The organism is Flavobacterium ginsenosidimutans (assembly GCF_037478105.1).
Classification (GTDB): Bacteria; Bacteroidota; Bacteroidia; order Flavobacteriales; family Flavobacteriaceae; genus Flavobacterium; species Flavobacterium ginsenosidimutans.
Genome location: NZ_CP147988.1, coordinates 5,204,208 through 5,225,467, shown reverse-complemented (window position 1 = coordinate 5,225,467; position 21,260 = coordinate 5,204,208). Strand labels below are relative to the sequence as shown.

Annotated in this window: 15 protein-coding genes and 1 riboswitch; of the genes, 13 read left to right on the top strand and 2 right to left on the bottom strand. The window is 33.3% G+C overall.

From position 1 onward, the window contains the following. Nucleotides 1-121: 121 nt before the first annotated feature. The 13 genes from V6624_RS22360 to V6624_RS22300 all read left to right on the top strand — a co-directional run bounded on the left by V6624_RS22360 (nucleotide 122) and on the right by V6624_RS22300 (nucleotide 16,385). Nucleotides 122-1,984: a TonB-dependent receptor plug domain-containing protein gene (locus V6624_RS22360; protein ID WP_111288756.1), complete on the top strand. Its 1,863-nt coding sequence runs from the start codon at nucleotides 122-124 to the stop codon at nucleotides 1,982-1,984. A 332-nt stretch (nucleotides 1,985-2,316) separates the two neighbouring features. Beyond that, the gene (locus V6624_RS22355; protein ID WP_111288754.1) at nucleotides 2,317-2,577 is read left to right on the top strand and encodes a hypothetical protein; all 261 of its coding nucleotides are present in this window, start codon (nucleotides 2,317-2,319) and stop codon (nucleotides 2,575-2,577) included. A 201-nt stretch (nucleotides 2,578-2,778) separates the two neighbouring features. Further along, nucleotides 2,779-2,982, top strand: a complete 204-nt coding sequence (locus V6624_RS22350) for a hypothetical protein (RefSeq protein ID WP_111288752.1) — start codon at nucleotides 2,779-2,781, stop codon at nucleotides 2,980-2,982. A 188-nt stretch (nucleotides 2,983-3,170) separates the two neighbouring features. Then, nucleotides 3,171-5,843: a PAS domain S-box protein gene (locus V6624_RS22345; RefSeq protein WP_111288750.1), complete on the top strand. Its 2,673-nt coding sequence runs from the start codon at nucleotides 3,171-3,173 to the stop codon at nucleotides 5,841-5,843. A 2-nt stretch (nucleotides 5,844-5,845) separates the two neighbouring features. Next, nucleotides 5,846-6,295, top strand: coding sequence for a response regulator (locus V6624_RS22340; RefSeq protein WP_338840262.1), 450 nt, complete (start codon nucleotides 5,846-5,848; stop codon nucleotides 6,293-6,295). Nucleotides 6,296-6,516: 221 nt separating this feature from the next. After that, a riboswitch (SAM riboswitch) is annotated at nucleotides 6,517-6,615 on the top strand. 244 nt (nucleotides 6,616-6,859) lie between these two features. Further along, nucleotides 6,860-7,849, top strand: a complete 990-nt coding sequence (locus V6624_RS22335; protein WP_338840260.1) for a TlpA disulfide reductase family protein — start codon at nucleotides 6,860-6,862, stop codon at nucleotides 7,847-7,849. A gap of 166 nt (nucleotides 7,850-8,015) precedes the next feature. Continuing rightward, nucleotides 8,016-9,494, top strand: coding sequence for an aminotransferase class V-fold PLP-dependent enzyme (locus V6624_RS22330; protein WP_338840258.1), 1,479 nt, complete (start codon nucleotides 8,016-8,018; stop codon nucleotides 9,492-9,494). 66 nt (nucleotides 9,495-9,560) lie between these two features. Next, nucleotides 9,561-10,034 carry a cupin domain-containing protein gene (locus tag V6624_RS22325; protein ID WP_338840256.1) on the top strand — a complete coding sequence of 158 codons (474 nt, stop codon included), beginning with the start codon at nucleotides 9,561-9,563 and terminating at the stop codon, nucleotides 10,032-10,034. Between the two features lie 337 nt (nucleotides 10,035-10,371). Next, on the top strand, nucleotides 10,372-11,718 hold the full coding sequence (locus V6624_RS22320) for a TolC family protein (RefSeq protein ID WP_338840254.1): 1,347 nt from the start codon (nucleotides 10,372-10,374) through the stop codon (nucleotides 11,716-11,718). 11 nt (nucleotides 11,719-11,729) lie between these two features. Continuing rightward, entirely contained in the window at nucleotides 11,730-12,794 is a 1,065-nt protein-coding gene (locus V6624_RS22315) for an HlyD family secretion protein (protein WP_338840252.1), read from the top strand. Nucleotides 12,795-12,797: 3 nt separating this feature from the next. Next, on the top strand, nucleotides 12,798-14,366 hold the full coding sequence (locus V6624_RS22310) for an MFS transporter (RefSeq protein ID WP_338840250.1): 1,569 nt from the start codon (nucleotides 12,798-12,800) through the stop codon (nucleotides 14,364-14,366). Between the two features lie 58 nt (nucleotides 14,367-14,424). Then, nucleotides 14,425-15,114, top strand: coding sequence for an ion channel (locus V6624_RS22305; RefSeq protein ID WP_111288736.1), 690 nt, complete (start codon nucleotides 14,425-14,427; stop codon nucleotides 15,112-15,114). A 167-nt stretch (nucleotides 15,115-15,281) separates the two neighbouring features. Further along, entirely contained in the window at nucleotides 15,282-16,385 is a 1,104-nt protein-coding gene (locus V6624_RS22300) for an AI-2E family transporter (protein WP_338840249.1), read from the top strand. A gap of 74 nt (nucleotides 16,386-16,459) precedes the next feature. On the opposite strand, the gene V6624_RS22295 is transcribed toward V6624_RS22300, so the two are convergent. Both V6624_RS22295 and V6624_RS22290 read right to left on the bottom strand, forming a co-directional pair. Then, the gene (locus V6624_RS22295; protein WP_338840248.1) at nucleotides 16,460-17,254 is read right to left on the bottom strand and encodes a 4'-phosphopantetheinyl transferase family protein; all 795 of its coding nucleotides are present in this window, start codon (nucleotides 17,252-17,254) and stop codon (nucleotides 16,460-16,462) included. After that, nucleotides 17,241-21,251: an amino acid adenylation domain-containing protein gene (locus V6624_RS22290; protein WP_338840247.1), complete on the bottom strand. Its 4,011-nt coding sequence runs from the start codon at nucleotides 21,249-21,251 to the stop codon at nucleotides 17,241-17,243. Before V6624_RS22290 ends, V6624_RS22295 begins: the two co-directional genes overlap by 14 nt. Nucleotides 21,252-21,260 lie beyond the last annotated feature (9 nt).

Here is a 21,260-nt window from a genome sequence, read left to right as displayed (position 1 = left end):
ATTATTTTAAATTCAAGTAAAATAGAATAGAATTTCAACCGGACTAGTTATAATTGTAAAACTGGAATACTTTATTGGTACGGTAAGCACCTACTTTTGCCAAAAAAAATAGTAAACCAAAATGAAAAAAATCTATTTTGCTGTTTTTACAGTAATTTGTTCCAATTTTTACGCACAGACAAAGAATGATTCCATAAACCAAATGGATGAAGTCATTATTAATGAAGGCCGTTTTAATACACCTATTTCTAAACAAAATAGAAACGTTTATGTTATTTCTAGCGAAACGATTAAAAAGCTGCCTGGTAGAACATTGCAAGAAGTATTGCAATATGCAAATGGAGTAGATATCAGACAAAGAGGGCCGTTTGGAACTCAAGCCGACATTAGTGTTGATGGTGGAAGTTTTGAGCAAACTGTTGTTCTATTGAACGGAGCAAAAGTAATCGACTCGCAAACTGCACATAATATGTTGAATCTTCCTCTTCCGGTTGAAGCAATTGAAAGAATTGAAGTAGTTCGTGGTCCGGCTGCGAGAATTTACGGAATTAACAGTTTAACTGGAGCAATTAATATCATTACAAAAAAACCAACCGATTCTGGTTTTATGGTAAGCACTTATGCAGGTTCTAATTTCGAAAAAGATACGCAAGATACAGGAGATACTTTTTACGGAACAGGAATTCAGGCTGGAGCTGTTTTAGGTAAAGAAAAACAACAGCATTTAATCTTCGCTTCGCACGATAAAAGCAATGGTTACCGCTACAATACAGCATTCGAAAACAATAAAATTTTCTATCAAGGAAATGTGCAGATCAATGATAAAAACGAAATTTTAGGTTCTGCTGGTTACATTAATAACGGATTTGGTGCAAACGGATTTTACGCAGCGCCGGGAGATAAAAACTCTACAGAAATTGTTCAGACTACATTTGCTAACATTCAGTCAAATCATCAAATTACGGACAGTTGGAAAATTATGCCGAGAGTAACTTACAGATACAATTATGATGATTATCGTTATTTAGGAAACTCAAATTTGGCAGTTGGAAGAAGTCAGCATTATACGAATTCAATAGCGGGAGAATTGAACTCTACAGTTAAATTATCTAAAGGAGAAATTGGTTTTGGAGCTGAATTCAGAAACGAAAATATTCACTCTTCAAACATTGGAGATCACGATCGCGAAAATGTTGGATTGTATGCAGAATATAGAAGAAGCTTTACTGAAAAATTAGATGTAAATATCGGAACATATTTAAACTATAATTCAGATTATAAATGGCAGATTTATCCTGGAATTGATGCAAGTTATGCAATTACTGATGCCTTTAAAATTATTGGAAATGTTGGTACAAGCCAAAGAATTCCTTCGTTTACTGATTTGTATTTGAAGCAAACAGGAAATATTGGAAACCCAGATTTAGATTCAGAAAATGCATTTCAGAGCGAAATTGGATTTAAATACAACAAAAGAGCTTTGAGTTTGAATGCAAATTATTTCTACAGAAAAATTGACAATTATATCGATTGGATGCGTAATGAAACAACCGTGCCTTGGCAAAGTCAGAATACTGGAGATTTGAACACAAATGGAATCAACTTACGTGGAACTTACAGATTTGATTTCTCTAAAGATTCTAGATTGAACATTCTTCTTGGATACACTTATTTAGATTCAGAATTCAAAACTGCCCGTACAGAAACATATTCAAAATATGCAATTTCTTCTTTAAAACATCAAATTACCAATACGATAGATTATCAGTTTAAAAATCTGTCTGTAATGTTTGCAACTCGTTTTAATGAAAGAATTACAGGACCTTCTTACTGGGTAAATGATTTTAGAGTAAGTCAGACAATCAATAAATTCACCATTTTCTTAGATGGACAAAATATTTTCAATGCAACTTATTATGAAGTAGGTGCAGTGCCACTGCCTTCAAGATGGCTTACATTGGGAGTTAAGCTGGTTACTTTTTAAAATTACTTTTAGGGATTTAGATTGGTATAAAGCCTGTAAACTTAGTGTTTACAGGCTTTATTCTTTTATTAACGATTGCTGTTCTTTATCAAACTAAAAAGCAAAAAATAAGTTTTATTTTACAATTCAAAACATAATGTTCTTTTTTACAATTTCTTAATCAATGTTGGAAATATTTTGCTTAATTTTAGTGAACTGTTAAATAGAATCATATAAAATTTCTACAAAATGATGTAACAGCCCCTTAACTTAATTTGTTGAATTTTACGAGTCTACGTTATGAAGTAATAATCATACTTTCAATTTGTGATGGTATAAAAATAGTTAGACAAATGGATACAAGAAATGAACAAAACGGTTTGTTCCAAGATGGAATCGATCGTACTCAAGAATCAAATTGGGATCCTATTTTTGGTTATCAAATGTATTTTCCAAGTGATGAAAATAAGGATGAACAATTAAAAGAAAGAAACAATCCGATTCAACAGCAAAATACAGGAGATTGGGGTGATGATGACGATTACGAGGAACTTAGGCATAAAAATAATTTCCATAGAGATATTTCTGAAAATGATGCAACCAAAACGGATTAAAAGGATACAAAAGAGCGGAATTTTTCCGCTCTTTTTTGTTAGAGTTAATTCAATAAAAAACATCTGTATAGGAAACTGCAAGCTTCTTTCCTCTTAATCGAGTTGATACTATTTGATTTCTATAACAGGTTTTTAAAATTGTGTAAAGAAGTTTGCGATAGAGGTTTTAACTTTATAAATAAGATTTTAAAAAATATAATAATGAAAACGATATTAAAAACGAAAATCGCTTTTTTCATTCTATTGATTGGATTGGTATTTTCTTGTAAAAAGAATGAAACTCCAACAACAGATTCTTATGAAAATGATTCGATTCAAAATACGTTTGATACAGTTGGACCTGAAGTAGATACAATTAATATGGATACTACAGAAACCATTAGTACAGATACTATAAAAAAGTAGGAATTAATTAAAATTTAAAGTTTAAAAGCCAAATCTTAGAGTTTGGCTTTTTCGATTTTTAAATTCCATTTTAACTGATGTTTAAGTGACAAGGTTTTTCTCTATATTTGAGAAAGAATTTTAACAAATTCGGAAGGCCTTTGGAAAAAATCATACAGCATTAGAAATTATTTTAACTCAAAACTATAATGGAGCTAATAAATAATTTAGACCTTTTTCAAACTGTTTTTAATTCTGCGCCTAACGGTATTGCAGTTTTAAAATCTTTATATGATAAAAAAGGCAAGGTCGAAGATTTCTCCATTTTGCTGTTTAATACCTACATTATAAATTGGATCAATATTGCTGATTATAAGGGCAAAAGATTCAGCGAAGTTTTTTCTAAAATTGAAAAAACTAATATTCTCCAAAAAATTATTGAAACTGCAGAAACAGGAATTACAACTAATTTTGAAAATTGGTATGGAGATGAAAATGCCAAAAAATGGTTCAAATTTACTACAGTAAAACAAGGCGAATTATTGGTGGTGACGATGGAAGATATCACTGAAAAGAAAAATGCAGAAAACGCTTTGAATAATGCATTAATTGATGCCGAAAAACAAAAAAGACTTTACAATTCTATAATAAATGCAACTCCCGATCTAGTTTATGTATTTGATCTTGATTATAAGTTCACGTATGCAAACAAAGCCTTATTGAGTATGTGGGGCAAAACGGCAGAAGATGCGATCGGGCGTGGGCTAAGAGAAAATGGTTATGAAGATTGGCATGCCGAAATGCATGAACAAGAAATAGACACCGTAGTTGCCGAAAAAAGAGCCGTAAGAGGAACTGTTTCTTTTCCGCACGCAGAATTAGGAAGGAGAATTTATGATTATATTTTAGTTCCAGTATTTAATGAAAAAGGAGAAGTTGAAGTTGTTGCTGGAACAACAAGAGATATTACTGAAATTAAACTGGCAGAAGAAAAACTGCAACAAAGCGAGAGTCGTTTCAGAAAAATGATTCACCAAACACCTGCACCAACTTTAGTGCTTAGAGGAGATGATCTCATAATTGAACAGATAAACACGCACATGCTTCAAATGATTGGTCGAGGCCAAGAAGTTATTGGCATGCGATTGATTGATGTTTTGCCAGAACTAGAAGGTCAGTACGTTTGGGAACAGCTTTTAAAAGTTTATAATGAAGGAATTCCTTTTGACCAAAGCGAAGTTTTGGTTCCGCATAATCGTACGGGAGAATTAAAAGATTACTACTATAATCTGGCCTATCGTCCGTTGATTGAAGATGGTCAGATAACTGGAATGATACAAGTGGCGGTTGAAGTTACACAGCAAGTTGTAGCGCGCCAAAAAATGGAAGAAAGCGAAAGCCGTTTTAGAGCGCTAGTCAATGCATCATCTGATTTAGTCTATCGAATGGATGCCGATTGGATGATTATGCAAAATCTTGAAGGAGATGGGCGTTTATCTAATTCTGGCGAAAAACGTGTTAATTGGCTGGATAAATTTATTCATCCAAATGATTTAAGAAGAGCAGTAGATCTTATTTCTAAATCTATAATAGAAAAAAGCATTTTCGAAATGGAACACAGAGTGATAAATCCAGACGATTCTATAGGATGGGTTTTTTCTAGAGTAGTTCCAATATTAGACGATCAAGAAAAGATCATTGAATGGTTTGGTGCATCTAGCGATATTACTTCGCAGAAAGAGCTTCAAAATGTAATTACAGAAAGCGAAGAAAAATTTAGGCAGCTCGCAGATTTAGTTCCGCAAATTATTTGGACAGCCAATCCAGACGGTTTTGTTGATTATTATAACAGTCGCTGGTACGAATACACCGGTTATGAAGAACATGAATTTGGAGATTCAAGCTGGATTTCAAAATTGCATCCTGATGATGTTTATTTAGTGTCAAAAGGCTGGCACGAAAGTGTTCATGCAGGTTCTTCTTATCAGCTTGAATTTCGTTTAAGAAATGCAAATACTGGAGGATATCGATGGTTTTTAAGTAAAGCGGTTCCAATCAAAGATAAAGAAGGAATAATCAATAAATGGTTTGGTACCTGCACTGATATTCATGAACAAAAATCAACTACTGAAAAGCTAGAAATTTTGGTAGCCGAACGAACGAAAGAATTACAGCGTTCTAATGACGATTTGCAGCAATTCGCTCATGTTGCTTCGCACGATTTAAAAGAACCGATTAGAAAAATTAAAACATTTGTCAGTCGTCTCGAAGATCATTTGGAAGGACAATTAGACGAATCTGCTTCGAAATTTTTTGATAGAATTCATGTCGCGGCAGATCGTATGTTTAACATGATTGATGGCGTATTGGCCTATTCTAAAATCAATGCCGATTCGCAAAAAGCTACAATTGTCGATTTAAATGAAACCATTAAAAACATAGAAACTGATCTGGAAATCGTGCTTCAAAAAACAGGCGCAAAAATTTATTACCAAGATCTTCCCGTTTTAGAAGGAGCTTCTGTTTTATTATATCAATTGTTTTACAACCTGATTAATAATTCTATTAAATTTGCTAAAGAAGATACCGCTTCGGAAATTATTATTACTGCGAAAGAACAAATTGAAGAGGATAAAAAATTTGCAATTATTACGGTAGAAGATAACGGAATTGGTTTTGATCTTGATCAAACAGGCCGTATATTTGAGACGTTTACACGACTTAATTCTAAAGACCGTTATGAAGGAACTGGCTTAGGATTATCGCTTTGTAAAAAAATAGCGGAACGCCACGGCGGAAGTATTACTGCTTCTGGAGTTCCAAATAAAGGAGCTGTTTTTATTATAACATTGCCATTTGAGCAAAAAGAAAAAGACATTTAAATATGATAAAAAAAATAATTCTATTAGCTGATGACGATAGGGATGACGCAGAAATGTTTTGCGAGGCATTGGCCGATATAGATGAAAATATTATTTGTCATTGCGCAGAAAATGGAAGCGAAGCTTTAAAAATGATAGAGAAACAAAATGAAATTCCTGAAGTTGTTTTTCTAGACTTGAATATGCCTATAATGAACGGCTGGGAATGTTTGAAACAATTAAAATCGGATGAGCGTTATAAAAACATTCCTGTAATTATGATTTCGACTTCTTCGTATAAAAATGATATGGATACCGCTGCAAATCTTGGCGCTGTCTGTTATTTCATAAAACCAACCAATTTTAAAGACTTAAAAGAAGTTCTACGATCTATTACTACAAATCTAGAAAACGGGTTGAAAGAATCGCTTTCTAATCTGGAAACGAACAAATATCTTTATGTTTTTCTTTAAAAAGAAGTGAAATTTATTCTCTGTTTTTGATAAAACGTATGAATTTATTTTATAAAACGAATTATCATTAAAAATATTTTTAGCTTTTAATGCCTTGATTTTATTGATATTGAAGTTGTTTTTCAACTCAATTAAAAATAAAATTCAAAAAAAACAATTTTAAACTTGACTAATTCTGTAGAATTAATATATATTTGTATCACAGAAAATTTATAAAATGATACTTATCCAGAAAGACTGAGGGAATAGGCCCGATGAAGTCTTAGCAACCTGTTGCCGAATAAGGTGCTAAATCCTTCCGTTAAACGGACAGATAAGAAAAGATTTCCTCAAAATCTGAATAAGATCATCAACGTTAAATCTTTATTTTTTTAAAATGAAAGCAGACTTGATATTATACGCCGGTTACGAACTTTTGAATTCAATTTTTGAAGAATATAGTCTTGCCACTTTTCGAATGTGAAAACATAATCTCTCTTAGATCTTCTTTTTAAAATATTATTCGCTAATACTTTTTGGCATTGGCCTGAAACTCTTTTGTCTAATCTTAAAACTAAAAATAAAATGAAAAAAATACTATTAGGTTTTGCCTTGTTTCTTGGAGTTTTTCAAACTCAGGCACAGGAAAGTAATTTACAATTAAAAGGAACAGTTGTCGATACTGTGGCGCAATATGTTTATCTGCAAAAGTTTCACAATAAAATGTTTACAACTATTGATTCGGTAAAAGTAAAAGACGGAAATTTTAGCTTTAAAACAAAAGTAAAAACACCAGAATTATACGGATTGAGCGTAAATACAGCAAGTTCGCCATTGTATATTTTCTTAGAAAAAACACCAATTACGGTTCAATTAAATCCGAAGAAATATTACAGCAATTCGGTTGTAGAAGGTTCGGCTTCTCAAGATTTGTTCGAAACTTATAAAAAGACGAAAGATGTAGAAATCAGCAAATTCATTACAGAACATCCAAATTCTTTGGTTTCTGCATACGTTTTATACAGAAACTGGTCGTATCGATTGTCTCCAGAACAGATTACACAAAATATTGCTTTGCTAGATAAAAGTCTTCAAAGTACCACTTACGTGAAAGAACTTAAAGAACTGGTTACCGTTTTAGACGGATTAGCGATTGGTAAAAAAGCCCCTGATTTTACTGCTAATGATCCTGAAGGAAAACCAGTTCGTCTTTACCAAAATTTAAAAGGCTACACTTTAGTTGATTTTTGGGCTTCATGGTGTGGTCCTTGCCGAAAAGAAAATCCAAATATCGTTGCTGCGTACAAAGAATTTCATGATAAAGGATTCAACATTGTAGCAATTTCATTGGATAAAAAGAAAGAAAATTGGATTAAAGGAATTCAAGATGATAACTTGACATGGACACATGTTTCTGATTTACTTTTCTGGAATAGTGCTGTTGCCAAACTTTATGGAGTAAGAGCTATTCCTGCTAATTATTTAGTGGATTCGAAAGGAATAATTGTTGCAAAAAATCTTCATGGAGAAGAATTGCAATCTACTTTAAAAGCGCTTGTGGAGAATAAAATTTAATAAAGAATGCGCAATCTTGTCATCCTGACGAAGGAAGGATCTCCGCAAGAAGCTCCTCAAAAAAGGCAATCAATCTTTGCGGAACATAGGACGGAGATTCCTCGTTCCTCGGAATGACAAAAATTGAGAAAGAATAAATTTAGTTAATTAAAAAAATGATAAGGAAATGAATGCTATTGAGTCAACAACGAAACCAACAGAATCTGAATGTTACTTTTCTAAATTTAGAGAAAACACAGTAGGAATAGATCATATTTTTGAATCGGTTTATGGAGAACAAAATCTCGTTTATGCAGATTGGGTTGCCAGCGGAAGGTTGTACGTTCCGATTGAAGATATAATGCTTAATAAAATTGGTCCGATGATTGCCAACACGCATTCATTTTCAAGTCAGACAGGAAAAACTTCTACATACGCTTATCAGCATGCAAGGGAAATTATCAAAAAATCGGTTAATGCAAAAGACTCTGATGTTTTGGTGACAACAGGAACTGGAATGACGGCGGCTTTATCAAAATTGCAGCGCATTATTGGTTTGAGAAAAAACCACGAAAATGAACAAGATAAACCTGTAGTTTTTATCACGCACATGGAGCATCATTCCAATCAAGTTTCGTGGTATGAAACCAATGCTGAAGTTGTGATTCTTTCGCCTGACGAAAATAATTTAGTAGATCCAAAAGTCCTTTCAGAAGAAATTAAAAAATATGCTGATAGAAGTATAAAAATTGGTTCGTTTACAGCTTGTTCGAATGTTACAGGAATTATTACGCCTTATCATGAATTAGCTAAAATCATGCATCAAAATGGCGGTTTATGTTTTGTCGATTTTGCAGCTTCTGCGCCTTATGTAGAGATCGATATGCATCCAAAAGATCCAGAACAGCAATTGGATGCTATTTTCTTTTCTCCACATAAATTTTTGGGAGGACCTGGAACTTGCGGAGTTTTGGTTTTCGATGAAAAATTATATCAATCTGAGTTTCCTGATAATCCGGGAGGCGGAAATGTAAAATGGACAAATCCGTTAGGAAATTATTGTTACAGCGATGTAATAGAAGTTAGGGAAGATGGAGGAACTCCAGGATTTCTTCAGGTAATTCGAACAGCTTTGGCTTTAGAATTAAAAGAAAAAATGACCGTTGACAAGATTGCCAAAAGAGAAAAAGAACTTCTGGATATTTGTTTTTCACGACTTCAAAAAATACAAGGTTTATCTATTCTGGGAGATTTAAAAAGCGACCGAATTGGCTGTGTTTCTTTTGTGATCGAAGATATTCATTACAATTTAATCGTAAGACTTTTAAACGATCGTTTTGGAATTCAGGTTCGTGGCGGCTGGTCGTGTGCGAGTACTTATGCGCATTATTTGTTCAATATTGATGAAAAACGTTCTAAAGCAATTACAAACGAATTACTTCAGAAAAACCAAACCAATAAACCGGGCTGGGTGCGTTTGTCATTGCATCCGATAATGACTAATGAAGAGCTTTTTTATATCTGTGATGCCATTGAAAAAGTTGCCTTGAATTATAAAAAATGGAAGAAAGATTACGAATATAATCCTGCTTCAAATGAATTTGAAAACCCAAAAATTAAAGACAATATCGAAAGAGAAGTTACCGAATGGTTTAAGTTAGATTGAGTAAATAAATAATATTCCGTAGGAATATCTCGTCGGTAGAAAAAAAATAATGCCAATACATACAATATGAAAACAATTCCAAGAAGAGTCGTAACGGGTTTACGAAACGGAAAATCAATTATAGAACAAGATGAAATTGTTACCAATGTATCAGAACATTTTCCAGGATTAATTATTTCTGATATTTGGTCAACAGATTCGACACCAGCAAAATTTGAAGAAAAAGTTATAGAAAATACCGCTTTTCCAAACACACCAAAAAACGGAAGTTATTTTCGTTATGTTCAGATTCCGCCCGATAAAGATTTAGGTGTGATAGCTCCAGAAGGACAACCGCATCCTTTAATGCATCAGACAGATACTTTAGATTATATCATTATTATTTCGGGAGAAATTTACTTGATTGTCGATGAAGAAGAAACTTTACTGAAAGCTGGAGATATTGTAATTCAACGCGGAACCAATCATGCTTGGAGCAATCGTTCTGATTCGCCTTGCATTCAATTGGCCGTTTTATTGGATGCAAAAACAGAAAAATAGAAATTATACGCCGAAAACTACATTTTGATTTATTTTTAAAATCGTAATGATCAAATTGATTATTGCGATTTTTTTTTGTCTTAAAATATACTTAGAAACCTTCGAAGTTGTTCCATTTTATAAAATGAAACAATTTTGAGTGTTTATACTATAAGGTACTGATTAATAATTGTTTAAATTTATACGAAAATCATAATATTGGGATAGCAGATCCAAATAAAAGATACCATAATTTTTCCGCCTAGCTAAAATCCAATTCTCTCAAAAGTTCTGCTAAATATTAAATAATGTTGATTGTAAATTTCCAAAAAGTGCAAAATTAAATCAATATAATCTCATGAGCTATTGGCGGTTTAAAGTTTTTCGTTTAAAGCATTTAGCTCTCTTTTTATTGAGCTGCAGCCTCAACGTAAGTTTTGCGCAGCAAGATAGCAGCAGTCTTGGCACTGCAAAAAAAATAAGGTTAGACGAAGCAATTTTATTAGGAATTAAAAATAATCGGCAATTAAAACTAGCTAATACTGATTTGGCTATTGCCAATGAAAATGTCAGTCAGGCGAAAATTGCAAAAATGCCAAGATTGAGCTTAAATGGCGGATACAATTATATTGGAGATCCGAAACTTTACGACGGATTTTATGAAAGTCAGGTTACGGTCGATTATTACAATCATCAGGCATTTGCCAATATTATTTCGACACTTCCAATTTATAGCGGAAACGCAATCAACACCATAATCAATCAGCAGGAATTAATTACCCAAATGCAGGAATCGGCTGTAAGAATGACGGAAGCTGACGTAAAAAATGCGATTACAGAACAGTATTTTACACTCGAAAAATTGTATCGGCAAATCGAGGTAACAAAACAAAATATTATCAATACAGATATTCGAATCAGTCAGCTGAAATCTCGTGTCAATAATGGTCAAAATCTAAAAAGTGATCTTTTAAGAACAGAATTGCAGCAATCTAATTTTAAAGTTTCTGTTTTTAGAAGTACCAATACAATCCAACTGATCAGTAATTATCTGGATATTTTAATCGGTTTTCCAACGAATACGATTCTGAAACCTGAAGTAGTAGAAAGTATGATTCCGACAGAAAATATAAATCTTCAAGATAGTTTAGAAGAAGCTTTTCAAAATAGAGAAGAAATAAAACGAGCTGAGGTTAAAATCAAATTATCAGAATCGTCATTAAGTTTAACCAAAAGCGGATTTAAACCCAACTTAAATGCAAATCTTATTCTAAATACCGAATATCCAGCACAATGGCCGAATTATGTTAATATTCTAAATTATTGGGCTGCAGGACTTTCTTTGAACTGGGATCTTTCAAGTTTTTATAATTTAAAACATCGAATATCTGGTGATAAACTGGAAATCGATAAAAGTAATATTGCTTTGGAAGTGACTAAAGATCAGATTTCTACAGAGGTTAAAAATGCATATGTTAGATATGCAGAAAGCAAAGAAAATATTAAAACCTACAAGAAAGATGTTGAGCTTTCGATGAGCAATTATAAAATTGTAAAAAGCCGTTACGATAATGATTTTGCATTAATTAGCGAAATTGTAGATGCCGAATTACAACTGAATAACTCTCGAATATCATTGGTAAATGCCAATTTAGATTTAATCATTCAATATTATTCACTTCAATATGCAATGGGAAAACTTTAATGAATCTTGTTATGAGCGAAGCAGATACACAAAATGAAGTAATTCAGAAAAATGAAAAAAAGAGAAACAGAATTCTGACTGTATTGTCTTTTGTTTTTTTAATTGCTGGAGGATTGTGGATTTTAAGTTTATTCTTTGATTTCAGCACTTATGAAACCACCAATAATGCGCAGGTTGAAGCTTACATCAACAATGTTGCTGCGCGTGCAACTGGCCATATTAAAGAAATCAAATTCGAAGCCAATCAGTTTGTTCATAAGGGAGATACGCTGGTTATTTTGGATGATTCAGAGTATATCATAAAAGTTAAACAAGCGGAAGCAGATTTGGCTATAGCCGAAGGAAATCTTCATTCGCTACAGCAAAATATTACTACTTCGGCATCCAATCAAGCTTCGGGAAAAGAAAAATTGGCTGGAGATATGGCAAATTTGGAGAAAGCCCAAAAAGATTATCAGCGTTTCAAAAATATGTATGCTGATTCTGCTGTAACGCGAAATCAATACGATCAGGTTATTTCAAAACTAAAATCGGAAGAAGCTTATGTAAAAGCAGGTCAAAAAGGATTGGAAGCTAGCAGTTCTATAACCAAACAAAGCAATATTAATCTTGAAGCGTCATCTGCAACTGTTGCCAGAAAGAAAGCTGATCTGGATGCAGCAAAACTACAATTGTCTTACACGTATATTATGGCTCCTAGTAATGGTTTTGTGGGCGAAAGAAATTTGTCTATTGGAGAATTAATCAATGCAAACCAAACAATTGCCACAATTGTTCTGAATGAAAAATTATGGGTTTCGGCAAATTTTAAAGAAACTCAAATAGAAAAAATAAAACAAGGGCAAGAAGTTACCATTACAATTGATGCCTTGGACGGAAAAGAATTTAAAGGAAAAGTCGTTGGATTTTCTCCCGCAACTGGAGCTAAATTTTCGATGGTTGAACCCGATAATTCAACTGGAAATTTTGTAAAAATTACGCAAAGAATTCCAGTTAAAATTGAATTTGAAACACCAGCTAAAGAGCTGCAGGAAGTAAGACCAGGAATGAATGTAACTGTTGAAGTAAAAAAATAAAAGATGTTTGCAGGAAAAAAAGGAAGCGTTTTTACACTTGCAGGATTGTATATCCTGACGATTCCTTTTTTTAACGGACTCAATGTTACCACTTATGATAATTCGCAGATATTAGGACATTTTGGATCTTCAACAACTGCTTTTAGTTATGCGGTTTACATTCCCATTTTTGCAATGTTAGCTTTTCTTCCTTTAGGTTTAAAATTGGGAAAACAAATCAAAGTGCGAACAATGATTTTGTCCGTTTCATTTTTATCCTTGTTATTCAATACAGCATCACTTTTTGCGCCAACGATTGTATGGTTTGTTTTGTGCAGATCGCTTTTGGCGATAGTTTCGATTATCGGAATATTTGCATCAATGGTACCGATTTTATTAAAATACAATCCGGCTTTTAATATGGCTCTGATGTATGGTATTTTTCAGTTTATTCAAAAAGGGAGTCAGCATTTATACCAATATTTGGGAGCACATTTCGTGAGTTTTCATAATTGGACTTTTGGAGTTTATTTCCTGAATGTCAATTTTTTGATCTGTATAATTTTGGCTTGGTATTTTTATAAAGCCGATGTTGCGCCAATGAAAACCCAATTTCAGTTTGATTGGCGAGGTTGGATTATCATGGTTTTATTTTTTGCCATCATTCTTTTTTTATGTGCCGAAGGACAGACTAGAAATTGGTTCAGCGATCCTAAAATAACACTTGCATCAGCATTTTTATTTATTACGGTAGGAGTTTATCTGCTTCATGTTCGATTTACAGCAGAACCGCTTATTAATCCTAATGTTTACAAGTTTAAAAACGTTATGGCAGGCGCGGTTTTAATGTTTTATATCGGTGTAATCAACGGAACGGGAAGTATTATTACAGGTTATATGACCAATATTTTGGGTTTTGATTCAGTTTTAGGAGCAGTAACTCATCTTTCATTATTAATTGGTTTGTGTATTTCGATTCCGCTTTCAACATATCTTTTGTACAAACGCATTTATCTGGCTACGATCTGGATTATTGGTTTTGCCTGCTACGGATTGTATCATATTGTTCTCTTTTTTAGGTTTTATCCGGGAATTGACGCATCAGATTTTTTTCTTCCGCTTATTTTTAAAGGATTAGGAATGGGATTTCTCTTTCCTGTTTCCCTGCTTTATATTTCCGAAGGTGTGCCAAAGGATTTAAGTACATCGCGTATGATGACGGGAATTATCGCACAGGCAATTTTTGCATCGTTATTAGGCGGTGCCATTTTAGGAACTTTTATTTCTAATCTAAATGTCCAGCATAAAACAGGCTTAAGCCAACAATTGTCTTCTGTAAATCAGTTGGCAGAAAATCAGCTGGAAAACTACAAAAGGAATTTTCTATTTATGGGATTGTCTGATGCCGAGGCGCAGAAAAAGGCAGAAAAAAGTCTTTCCAACCAAACCTCTCAATCGGCTATATTATTAGCGTATAAGGATATTTATCTCGTCATGTCGGCGATTTGTTTTTTGCCTATTTTCATTATCCTGCTTTTCAAACTTTGGCGTAGGCCAATTGGAAGAGTAGAAGTAGAGCCAATACCAATTTGATCCTATAGATTATAAAAAGTAGTTCGCATCTTGTTTAATTAACAAATTGATTTTTATTATGATAATAAAAAAAGATCGCTTCTTGTATCGTTTTTGGACCCAAGAAAAAGGGCTTAGCGGAATGCTGATACTGCTATTTATTATGCATTTTATTGCTATTCCTCTTTTTGGCAGTTATCCTCATTTTATGATTGCAGTTAATATTTTCTGGATGCTATTCATCTTTGCAGGAATTATAGCCGTATCAAAACATAGAAAACAAGCTTTAATTATTTCCATAATTCCAGTTCTGTTTCTTGCCATACAGTGGATCAATTATTTAAATCACAATGTCTTTATTTTATTTGCCGATCTTATTCTCTCAGTAGCAATTATGCTTCTTCTGATTGTTTTGGTTTTAGCCAAAGTATTAGAACCAGGACCTGTCACAATTTATCGAATTATAGGTTCAGTAGTAGTCTATATGCTTTTAGTGCAATTTTGGTCAACGCTTTATTTATTTCTTTTTGAACATATTGAAGGATCTTTTCAGATAACAGAATCAAAATTTGAAAGTAATAGCGATCAGGCTAGTTTTATGTATTTCAGTTATGTATGTATTACTTCAACTGGTTTTGGCGAGATCGTGCCACTTCATCCCTTGGCTCGCGCTCTCGTCCAGATTGAAGTGCTGACAGGCGTTTTATATCCTGTAGTTTTAATAGGAAGATTGGTTTCAGATGCCAATTTTGGGGTTAAAAAGAATTAAGAATTAAGAATTAAGAATTAAGAATTAAGAATTAAGAATTAAGAATTAAGAATTAAGAATTAAGAATTAAGAATTAAGAATTAAGATTTCATTAAACATCTCATATTTCACCATTAACAATTAACAATCAACCATTAACAATCAACAATTAAAAAACTAATATAGCCATGAAAACAACTAATACTAATAAAAAGAAAGAGCTCTTTGAAACTATTTTGCAGTTATTTTTCATTTTCCTGATAATTGGATTTTGTCTTAAATTGCTGTTGCCTTTTTTTATGCCTATTCTCTGGGCTGTAATCCTTTCTGTGGTTTTTTATCCATTATTTAATGCGTTACAGAAAATATTAAAAGGGCGAAAAGCACTTGCTTCGGTTGTAATTACAATTTTGATTATTGCTGTGATGGTAGTTCCATTGATCTATTTTTTGAAGGCCGCAACTGTTAATTTTTTGGAATTGAAAAATAGTTTTGAAGCTGGAACTTTAAAAGTAGCGCCTCCTGGTTCTAATATAAAAGAATGGCCAGTAATAGGAAAACCACTTTATGAATTTTTACTGTCGATGTCAACAGATTTGGAACAGGGAGTGGTTAAATATCAAGATCAGATAAAAGAATTGTCTTCTAAAATTATGGCAAGTATTTTAAGTTCTGGAGCAGCGTTTCTTCAATTTATTTTATCTATCATCATTGCAGGTGTTTTATTGGTATCTCCAAGTGGTAAATCTTTCTTTATGAAATTCCTAAAAAAAATTGCAGGAAGTGAAGCAGAACAAATCATGACGATTTCTGTTTCAACGATTTATCAAGTAGTGAAAGGGATTTTGGGAGTTGCTGTCATTCAGACGATAATTCAGGCAATTGGATTGTTTATGGCGGATATTCCATATGCAGGAATTTTGACTTTAATCTGTCTGATATTTTCAATTTTACAGATTGGACCAATCATAATTAATATTGGTGTTATTATTTATCTTTTTTCAACTGGAGATTCAGGATACGCTATTTTCTGGACTGTATTTTTCATCATCAGCGGACTTTCGGATAATGTTTTAAAACCTCTTTTATTAGGGAAAGGAGCTCTTGTGCCAATGCTAGTTATATTTTTGGGTGTGATTGGAGGATTTATTATGTCAGGATTTATCGGATTATTTGTTGGTCCGATTGTGTTTTCAATAGGTTACAAACTTTTTGTTGCTTGGATCGATGATACCTCCGAGCCTGAAGTTGAAGCAGTTTCTCCAATAGATGAAGCCGAACCTCTTGCTTAGATTGGTTATTTAATTGTAATATAAACTAAAAACTCCCATTTGAGAAAATGGGAGTTTTGATGGAATAAATTATTTTAACTGCCTCTTTTTTGAGCCATTTCTAATAAATCTTTCATGTTATTTGGCACATTATACATTAGTATATTCTTAGAAATCGTAGCCAAACCTTCAAGAGCTATCGCGCCTAAGTAATCGTCTGCAAGATCAAAACTTTTTACCTGCCAGTCTTGGCTGTTTTTTATCAATGAAAAATCGACACTATACTCTCCATCCAAACACGGGATGAATTTAAAATCCTCATCTATGCCTTTTCCAAGGGCTTTGACAAAAGCTTCTTTACGTGTCCATAAAGTGTAAAAAGTATTTTTTTTATCAGTTGATCTTTGAATAATTGTGGTTTCATTGTCATCAAAAACATCAGGAAGAAGACTTGTGAAATTAAAATCCTTACTCATATATTCGATATCCAATCCGACTTTTCTTCGCGAAACCGCAATAGCCGCAAAATCTTCTGAATGCGAAAGATTAAAATGCAGCCACGGATGCGAAGCTAAATACGGTTTTTTATTAAAATCATAATCAAGATAAATATTCTTCACGTTTAATTTCGTGTAAGCTCCTAAAACAAGTTTCAAAATCGATCGGTATATAATGAAGCGGTTTCGGTCTACTTCTTTATAAAAACGCTTTGTTTTGCTCAATTCAGCAGAATTAAGAAACTTTGACAAATCTGCCTGTATATCCTTAAAATTGGGCAGATATACGGTATAGATCACAATATCATTATTATCCAAAGAATACTCTTTTTTTGGAACAAATTCAGTAATCTTTAAATTAAAAAATGAAATAAAGAGCTTAGAGATCTTCATGATTTTGGTCTAAAATATCTTGAAGTAATCGCGCTAATACTTTGTCATTTGGCGGGGCTACAATATCTAGATGATTACCAGAAATATTATGAATTGTAACGCCTCCTAATGCCGCTTTTTTCCATCCTAAATGTGTTGGGTCTAGCTTATAATTGATATCATCTTTTGATCGAAACAAATCGACTTTAAAATTTTGTGGTTTAAGATGATAACGGTCAACGATTTTTTTAACCATTCGATCGGCGGCGATAAACTCCTGAAGAGCTAACTCTTCTTGTTCTGTCATAGTAATTTTTTTCCCAAAGTATCTTTCTAAAATATATTCTTTTTTTCCGTTAATGCGCATTTTAAAAGCTTTCCAGCTCAACAACATCTCTTTTAAAAAGTCTAGCCTTCTATGCGTTATGTCAAAGTATCTTACAAGTTGTTTTCGCCTGTAATTTCCATAATAATAAGAAGAGTCAACATAAGAGTCTAGCAATCCTGTAAGGCTTACTTTTTTACCCATTTCGTTTAATTGGCGGGTCATTTCAAAAGCTACAATACCACCAAAAGAGAATCCAGCCAAAGCGTAAGGGCCTTTTGGATTAACTTTTATAATAGCATCGATGTAATGCGTTGCCATAGCTTCGATAGATTCATACCATCCCTCAAAACCTTTAGGTTTCGTACCTTGAATACCATAAATAGGCTGATCCTCATCAAAATGTTTACTTAAATTAATAAAGTTTAAAACATTAAGCCCAGCGCCATGAATAATAAAAAGAGGAACTTTGTTTCCAACAGGTTTTATCGGAACCAAACAATCAGAATAAATTTCTGTTCCAGTGTTTAATAACTTGGCGAATTTCTCTACGGTCGAATATTTGAATAATGCTGATAAAGGAATTCGTTTGCCAGTATGTTTTTCAATTTCAATCATCACTTTTACTCCTTTGATGGAGTGTCCGCCCATTTCGAAGAAATCGCTGAAAATATCAATGTTTTCAAGATTTAAACTTTCTTTCCAAATGGTTGCCACGATATTTTCTTCTTCTGTTCGAGGAGCAGTATAAGCGATTTTCTTGTTTACTTTATATTGCGACAATGCTTTTCGGTCTATTTTTCCGTTGAGCGTTGTTGGTATTTTTTCGATAAGATTAAAATCATGCGGAATTAACTGCGAAGGAAGTTTTGCCGTTAAAGCTTCGCGCCATGAAGGAACATTTTCTTCAGCACTTTCAATACTAGAATCAGGAACAATATGAGCAACAAGGAAGTTTTCATCAGCTAATACCACTGCAGATTTTACTCCGTCAAGCAATAAAAGCGCTTGTTCTACTTCTCCAGGTTCAATACGATGACCTCTAATTTTAACCTGCTGATCTACACGCCCTAAACACTCAATTTCATTATTTGGAGTTATTCTTCCCAAATCACCTGTTCGATAAAGAATATCGTCTTTGTTTGCAGAAAATTTATCTTGAATGAATTTCTCAGCCGTAAGTTCAGGACGGTTCCAATAGCCTTTTGCAACACCGTCTCCGCCAATAACAATTTCACCAATAGTTCCTGGCGCTACAAGCTGTCCTTGAGTATCCAACAAATAAATCTGTGTATTTCCGATTGGTTTTCCAATTGTGATCAATTTATCTTCGGCTGTTATTTGTTTTACAGAAGACCAAACGGTGGTTTCTGTAGGACCGTAAACATTCCAAAGCGAATCGCATTTTGACAATAATTCTTTAGCAAGATCTGCAGGCATTGCTTCACCGCCACACAAAGCTTTAATTGGCAATAATTCAGACCATCCAGAATCCAAAAGCATAGACCAAGTTGTTGGTGTAGCTTGCAGAAAGCTGATTTTTTCGCTTTTTACTAAATCAAGTAAAAGTCTTCCATCTCTGGCAGTTTCGTGGTCGGCTAGAATTAATGTTGCGCCTTTAATAAGTGGCAAGTATAATTCTAAACCAGCAATATCAAAGGAAATTGTAGTGATAGAAAGCAGTCTGTCATTTTCGTCAAGACCTGGTTCTATTGCCATACTGCAAAGAAAGTTGACTAAATTTTTATGTGTAATAGGCACGCCTTTTGGATTACCAGTCGATCCTGAAGTGTACAATATGTAAGCATTGTTTTCTGAACTCACCATAAATGGAAGCGGTGACGAAGAGTATTTATGCAATGCCTCTGTCGCATCTTCAATAAAAAGTGTCTGTGGCCAAGATGGCAAAGAGGCAAATAAAGTTTTGCTCGTTAATAAAACTTTTGCTCCAGAATCATGCAGCATAAATTCTAAACGTTCTTTTGGATATTCAGGATCCAGCGGCAGATAGGCAGCACCACATTGCATAATAGCTAATAAAGAATAAACCAATTCTGGACTTCTTGAAAACGAAACCGCAATAAAATCGCCAGATTGAACACCTTGCTCTTTTAAATAATGTGCCATTTGGTTTACTTTGTTATGCAATTCTAAATAGCTGATTTTAGAATCGTGAAACTCCAAAGCTATTTTATCAGGCGTAAACTCCGCTTGTTTTCTAAGTAATTCGGTCAGGGTTACATCAGGATATGGCATTTCAGTATTGTTTAATGGCTCATAATCTGTTAGATAATTTCCTCCAATTAAATCGGATAACGGGTCGTTTGGATTTGAGATTACTTTGCTGATAATTTCTTCAAAAGAGGCCATCATTTTAGTTATAGTCTCAGGTTTAAATAATGTTGTATTGTACATCCAATGAAATTCAGGTCCATTTTTGGCTCTGAAAATATGAAGTTGAATTTCAAAAGTTCCAAATTCTCTCGGATTTGGTTTGAAACTATGAGTAAGACCTGTAAATGAGAATTCATTTTCGATTGTTCTGTTCAAGTCAACCGTTAGGATAACTGGAACTAAAGGAATTCTTGAAGGATCTCTTACAATCGGAAAACTTTTTAGTAAATGACCAAAACTAACCTGCTGATTGTCATAAGCATCAAATAGTTGTGAATTTCTTTCTTTTAAATAATCATAAAAACTAATATTAGGATTAATAGTACTTCGAAGAGGAAGTAGATTGGCGCAATCTCCAATCAGCTGTCTCATGTCGTATAAGGTGTTTCCAGATGAAGGGAAACCAACTACTAAATCATTTTGCCCAGTTATTTTGCATAAGAAAACTTCAAAAGCTGAAAGCAAAGTGGTAACTAAACTGCTTCCGGTGCTTATTCCTATATTTTTTAATTCATTTATAATGGCATCATCAAAAGGAAAATCAATTCTGTTGCTATTATACGTTCTTAATGCAGGTCTTACGTAATCCAAAGGCAATTCGATCGTAGGAACAGATTCTTTATAAATATCAATCCAGAAATCCTCTAGCGGTTTATATTCACTGCTTTCCATGAACGAATTTATTCTTTCGGCAAATTTGCTGAAAAGTTCAGGAGCAGGCAGTATTGGCTCTTTATTTTCTACATAAGCAGAATAAAGCGTACCTAGTTCTTCTAATATGACATCAAGACTTAATCCGTCGCCAATGATATGATGTATCGTTATGGTTACGAGATGTTCAAAATCATCAATTTTAACTAAGCAAACTCTAAATAATGGACCGTGTACAAGATCAAAAAGCGCACTCACTTCTTCCTTAACAAACGTATCAATTGAGGATTCTTTTTCAATCGCTGAGATGTTAGAAAAATCATGATGTGAAATTTCGATGTTGTAATCGCTATAAGTACACATAAAGCGACCGTCTGGACTAAAAGTTGATCTTAAAGTTTCATGACGTTCTACCAAAGTATTTACAGCCTTTTCAAATAGATCTATTATTAAATTACCTTTAAGCCTTATAGACACAGACAAGTTGTAAGCTTTGTTAGCATCACTTCCTCCAAAAATGCAATCACTCCATATTTCCTGTTGTGAATTTGTGGTGTGTATAACTCTTTCGATTTCAGGTGTAAATGGATTAAATTGAATGGCAGTTTCAGTTTCCATTTCTGTTTGTATTTGAGGTTGATTTTTCATTATTACCCT

What these genes read in the sequence shown, in the direction of transcription:
- V6624_RS22295 (WP_338840248.1), bottom strand. Translation starts at nt 17,254, where the DNA reads ATGAAGATCTCTAAGCTCTTTATTTCATTTTTTAATTTAAAGATTACT.
- V6624_RS22315 (WP_338840252.1), top strand. Translation starts at nt 11,730, where the DNA reads ATGAGCGAAGCAGATACACAAAATGAAGTAATTCAGAAAAATGAAAAA.
- V6624_RS22310 (WP_338840250.1), top strand. Translation starts at nt 12,798, where the DNA reads ATGTTTGCAGGAAAAAAAGGAAGCGTTTTTACACTTGCAGGATTGTAT.
- V6624_RS22325 (WP_338840256.1), top strand. Translation starts at nt 9,561, where the DNA reads ATGAAAACAATTCCAAGAAGAGTCGTAACGGGTTTACGAAACGGAAAA.
- V6624_RS22360 (WP_111288756.1), top strand. Translation starts at nt 122, where the DNA reads ATGAAAAAAATCTATTTTGCTGTTTTTACAGTAATTTGTTCCAATTTT.
- V6624_RS22320 (WP_338840254.1), top strand. Translation starts at nt 10,372, where the DNA reads ATGAGCTATTGGCGGTTTAAAGTTTTTCGTTTAAAGCATTTAGCTCTC.
- V6624_RS22290 (WP_338840247.1), bottom strand. Translation starts at nt 21,251, where the DNA reads ATGAAAAATCAACCTCAAATACAAACAGAAATGGAAACTGAAACTGCC.
- V6624_RS22305 (WP_111288736.1), top strand. Translation starts at nt 14,425, where the DNA reads ATGATAATAAAAAAAGATCGCTTCTTGTATCGTTTTTGGACCCAAGAA.
- V6624_RS22330 (WP_338840258.1), top strand. Translation starts at nt 8,016, where the DNA reads ATGAATGCTATTGAGTCAACAACGAAACCAACAGAATCTGAATGTTAC.
- V6624_RS22335 (WP_338840260.1), top strand. Translation starts at nt 6,860, where the DNA reads ATGAAAAAAATACTATTAGGTTTTGCCTTGTTTCTTGGAGTTTTTCAA.
- V6624_RS22300 (WP_338840249.1), top strand. Translation starts at nt 15,282, where the DNA reads ATGAAAACAACTAATACTAATAAAAAGAAAGAGCTCTTTGAAACTATT.
- V6624_RS22345 (WP_111288750.1), top strand. Translation starts at nt 3,171, where the DNA reads ATGGAGCTAATAAATAATTTAGACCTTTTTCAAACTGTTTTTAATTCT.
- V6624_RS22340 (WP_338840262.1), top strand. Translation starts at nt 5,846, where the DNA reads ATGATAAAAAAAATAATTCTATTAGCTGATGACGATAGGGATGACGCA.
- V6624_RS22350 (WP_111288752.1), top strand. Translation starts at nt 2,779, where the DNA reads ATGAAAACGATATTAAAAACGAAAATCGCTTTTTTCATTCTATTGATT.
- V6624_RS22355 (WP_111288754.1), top strand. Translation starts at nt 2,317, where the DNA reads ATGGATACAAGAAATGAACAAAACGGTTTGTTCCAAGATGGAATCGAT.